Below are 4186 nucleotides of genomic sequence, written 5' to 3'. Positions count from 1 at the left end.
ATGAGGTAGACGAGCGCGGTCAGCAGCGGCAGGAAGATGAGGAAGACGATCCAGACCGCCTTCCACCAGCCGCTCAGCTTCCGGTCCCGGAACAGGTCGCTGATGATGGCGAACAGGGCGAAGAGATAGCCGATGAAGACGACGGCCCAGAGCATCCAGGTGATGATGTCCCAAAATTCCATGTGTTTTCCGTTTCTGGTGAGGGGGAGCCCCACGACCCGGTGGCCGCGAGGAAATCAGAGGGAGCCGATGGCCTTCCCGAGCATGAGCACGCCGACGACGAGCAGCAGCACGGCGGTGATCACCGTGTTCTCGCGGGCAAGCCAGCGGTGGATGGCGTCCAGGGGCTCGCGGAGCCGCTCGGCGGCGAGGAAGAAGGCGAGCACGGGGAGCAGCACGGTGGACGCGGCGCAGAGCACGAAGACGGCCATCGCGATGCCCTCGGCCCCCGCGGTGAGCCCCGATCCCCCGATCGCGACCGCGGCGCTCGCCGAGATCAGCAGGTTCTTCGGGCGGGGAATGGCCAGCAGGAGTCCGAGCCCCAGCGCGCGGCCGAAGGAGAAGGAGTCGATCGCGGACATCCACTTGGGCAGCGCGGGCTCGGCCCCGGCAGCAGGCTTTGCGCGCCACTGCGCCACCGCGAGGAGGATCAGCAGCGCCGCGAGCACGAACTGCACGATCGCGCGGACCACGTTGGGGCCCCCGGCGGCGTGGTGCGGTGGCAGAAACCCGGCGAAGAAGACAAAGAGGATGAGCGGCAATGCGAGCCCGAGCACCCAGCCGATCAGGAAGCCGGGGCCGGTGCGGCGCGCGTTCGGGGACAGCAGCATCAGGATCACGGAGATGATCGACAGCGGGCTGATCGCGATGGCTAGGCTCAGCGGCAGCAGTTCTCCTATGACGGAACCCATCATGATTCGTTCCTCTCGGGGGTTGGGGCGAGCGCGGTCATCGCCGCACGGTTGGTGGCGTAGACGGGGTCGCCGGTCCGGACGACGCCGAAGCGGTTCAGCCGGGGGCGCGCCGCGCGGCGCAGTCGGCTGAAGGAAAGCGAGATATCGGCCTCGCGCAGCCAGGCGCGGAGCCCCGCGAAGGCCTCGGCCCCCGTGACGTCCACGTCGGTCACCCCCTCCAGGTCGATGACGAGGTGCCGCACAGTCTTCGGGCCCCCGGCCTCCGCGACGGCCTCGCGCACGGCCTGGACGAAGACGGCCCCGTTCGCGAAGAACAGCGGCGCGGCCATGCGGATCACGAGCGGGCCGTGCTCGGAACGCGTTGCGGGGGGCGCGCCCTCCAGCGCCGAGGTGCTCGGGTCGCCGGACTCCCCCAGCACGTCGATCGCCGGGTGGGCGGCGCGGCGGGCAAGGTTGATCAGGGCGAGGACGAACGCGACGAGGATCCCCGCGAGCGCGCCGATGCAGAGGGTGACCGCGAAGCAGACCAGGCCGATCCAGAACTCGGCGCGGGACACGCGCCAGAGCCCGCGGAACCCGGAGACGCCCAGCAGCGGCAACACCGCGACGCCGACGATCGCGCCGATCGCGGGCGAGGGGATCTCCGCGAGGAGCCCCGTGCCGAAGAGCAACAGGAGCAGGGTGCCCGCGGCCAGGACGAGGGAGGGCAGCTGGGTGCGCGATCCGGCCTGGTCCATGGCCGCGGTGCGGCTCGTCGAGGCGCCGAGCACGAAGGAGCCGCTCGCCCCGGCGGCGACGTTCGCCATCCCGAAGGCGAGCAGGTCCCGGTTCGGTCGGGTGACATAGCCGCGCTGTTCCCCGTAGGAGCGGGAGACGAGCAGGCCCTCTGCGGCGGTGACCATCGTGAGCGCCAGCGCGGAGGGCACGAGCGCCAGCCAGTCCTGCCAGCCGAGCGTCGGCCAGGTCAGCGCGGGGAACCCCCCGGGCACCGCGCCGAGCACGGCCACCCCGGCGGCCGCGGCGTTCGTGAGCACCGCAACCACCGTCGCGAGCACCATCACCACGAGCGCCCAGGGCACCACGGGGGCGACGCGCTTCCCGAGGAGCAGGATCCCCACCCCGCCCGCCGCGATGAGCGCCGACCACGGGTTCGTGCCGCCCAGGCCGGCGAGGAGCCCGAGCGCCTTCGCGCCGAAGTCCAGCCCGGATTCGAGCCGCACGCCGAGCATCTTCGCGACCTGGGAGGCGAGGATGTCGAGGGCGAGACCCGCCACGAAGCCGATCAGGATTGGTTTCGAGAGGAAGTTCGCCAGAAAGCCAAGCTTGCAGACCGCCATGACCGCGAAGAGCACCCCGCAGATCACGGCCTGGGCCAGCGCCATGATCGCGTAGTGCTCCGAGCCCGCGACGGCCAGACCGCCGAGGGATGACGCCACGAGCGCGGCAGCGGCCGCGTCCGGCGAGGCGACGAGCTGCCGAGAGGACGTGGCCAGCGCCCAGACGAGCGTGGGCACGACGAGCGCGGCGAGGCCCGCCGCCGCGGGAAGCCCCGCGATCTGGGCGTAGCCGATGTTGAGCGGCACCGCGATCGCGAGCAGCGTCACCCCGGCGAGGAGTTCTCGCCCGAGGATTCGGCGGTTCAGCCCGGTCAGCAGCGTCGTCATCTTCGCATCGTCACAGAGAAGCGGGACGCGAAACCGCGCCCTCACCCTTTTCGGATGAGGTGAGACGCGGGCCACCCGTGCGGGCGGGCGGGACTAGTCTGTGAACCATGATCGCAGCCGCCCGCCTCGCCCTCGCTTCCGGGGAGCCCGAACGCGCGGCGGCCCTGCTCCGGCGGCACTGGCTGCGGCTCATCCTGGAATCGCACACGCACGAGCTTGAGCAGCTCTGCGTCGAGTTCCCCGATGCCCACGACCCACACCTGCTGCTCATCCGGGCCTGCTGCCGGGACCTCGCCGGGGACGCAAACGGGGCGACCTTCCTCCGCGGCCAGGGGCTCCGCCTCGCCCCCGACGACTTTGTGGTCTGCTTCACGACCCTGCTGCTCGCGCCGGACGCCCCCTCGAAGACGGAAATCGCCGACCGGGCCCGCCGCGCCCTCGCCGAGTGCGGGCCGGAGGACGATTATCCCTCCGCCCTGTTCCTCCTGGGCTGGACCGAGATTCGCCTGCGCCGCAACCTTCCCGAGGCGATCTCGCTGCTGCGCTCGGCGAGCGACGAGGCGCGGCTGCAGGCCCGCGCGGCCACCCTGCGCCTCGCCCAGGCGAACCTCGCCTTCGCGCTCACCCACGCCGGGGCGTTCACCGAGGCGGAAGCGATCCTCGATCGCCTCCCGGAGAGCGCGCAGCCGAGCGACTGGGATCTCTTCGAGGGCGGGCTCCCGGAGTCCACCCGCGGCACCATCGCGTTCTGGCGGGGGGACTTCGAGGCCGCGGTCGTGCACTGCGACGCCATTGTGAACCGGGCCAGCCCGGGCACCAACTTCGAGGCGCAGGCGCGGCTCTACCTCACGCTGAGCCTCATCGCACTGGGACGCCGGGACCGCTTCCGGGAGGCGGGCGAGCTGGTCCAGGGGGTCAGCACCGCCGATAAGCACGGCATCCCGTGGGGCGTGCTCCGGCGGGTCACCTCGGCCTGGCTCGCGTACGCGGAGGGACAGGATGAGCACGCGCTTCGCCTCGGGACGCCCGCGCTGACCCGCTCGGGAGCCCCGGTCGCCCACGCCCTGCTCGCCGAACTGTTCCAGCGGCTCGGGGCACACGAGCTTGCGCAGCAAGCGCTCCGGCTCGTGACCGTGGCCACGCCGCCCCGGTACGCCCGGGTCAGCGCGCTCGTCACCTCAGCCGGGCTGCGCTCCGCGGCCGGGCGCGGGGAGCTGGCCCACGAGACGCTCGCCAGCGCGCTCGAGGCGGCGGAACCGGAGCGCGTGCTCGCCCCCTTCCTCACCCCTGACGAGACGATCGGCGACCTGCTCAGCGCGCACGCGAAGCGCGGTTCCCCGCACGACGCCTTCCTCCGCACGATCTTCGCGCAGCGAGACCGCCGCTTCCCGGGGACGGCGGAGCTGCTCACGCACCGCGAGCGGGAGATCCTCGCCTGCCTGCGCACCACAATGACCGGCGAAGAGATCGCGGCCCACCTCGGCATCTCCTACCCCACGGTGAAGACGCACATCCGCTCGATCTACCGCAAACTCGGGGTGTCTTCGCGCCGGGCGGCGATCCACGCCCGCGACGCCCGCGGCCGCTGACGGGCGGCCCCGGTCACTC

General features: G+C 72.0%; 4 protein-coding genes. 1 reads left to right on the top strand and 3 read right to left on the bottom strand.

The features are described 5' to 3' along the window. The 3 genes from OOT08_RS09795 to OOT08_RS09785 all read right to left on the bottom strand — a co-directional run. A partial coding sequence (locus OOT08_RS09795) for a PLDc N-terminal domain-containing protein (RefSeq protein WP_325092458.1) occupies positions 1–182 on the bottom strand: 182 nt, incomplete at its 3' end. A 54-nt stretch (positions 183–236) separates the two neighbouring features. Continuing rightward, on the bottom strand, positions 237–914 hold the full coding sequence (locus OOT08_RS09790) for a GAP family protein (protein WP_325092456.1): 678 nt from the start codon (positions 912–914) through the stop codon (positions 237–239). Then, entirely contained in the window at positions 911–2578 is a 1668-nt protein-coding gene (locus tag OOT08_RS09785; RefSeq protein WP_325092455.1) for a SulP family inorganic anion transporter, read from the bottom strand. Before OOT08_RS09785 ends, OOT08_RS09790 begins: the two co-directional genes overlap by 4 nt. Positions 2579–2685: 107 nt before the next feature. Between OOT08_RS09785 and OOT08_RS09780 the strand changes: the two genes are divergently transcribed. Continuing rightward, positions 2686–4167 carry a LuxR C-terminal-related transcriptional regulator gene (locus OOT08_RS09780; protein WP_325092454.1) on the top strand — a complete coding sequence of 494 codons (1482 nt, stop codon included), beginning with the start codon at positions 2686–2688 and terminating at the stop codon, positions 4165–4167. Positions 4168–4186: the final 19 nt, after the last annotated feature.

Source organism: Leucobacter sp. M11 (genome assembly GCF_035726885.1).
Taxonomy (GTDB): domain Bacteria; phylum Actinomycetota; class Actinomycetes; order Actinomycetales; family Microbacteriaceae; genus JAPFRB01.
This window is presented reverse-complemented; position numbering and strand designations above follow the sequence as displayed.

What these genes read in the sequence shown, in the direction of transcription:
- OOT08_RS09790 (WP_325092456.1), bottom strand. Translation starts at nt 914, where the DNA reads ATGATGGGTTCCGTCATAGGAGAACTGCTGCCGCTGAGCCTAGCCATC.
- OOT08_RS09785 (WP_325092455.1), bottom strand. Translation starts at nt 2,578, where the DNA reads ATGACGACGCTGCTGACCGGGCTGAACCGCCGAATCCTCGGGCGAGAA.
- OOT08_RS09780 (WP_325092454.1), top strand. Translation starts at nt 2,686, where the DNA reads ATGATCGCAGCCGCCCGCCTCGCCCTCGCTTCCGGGGAGCCCGAACGC.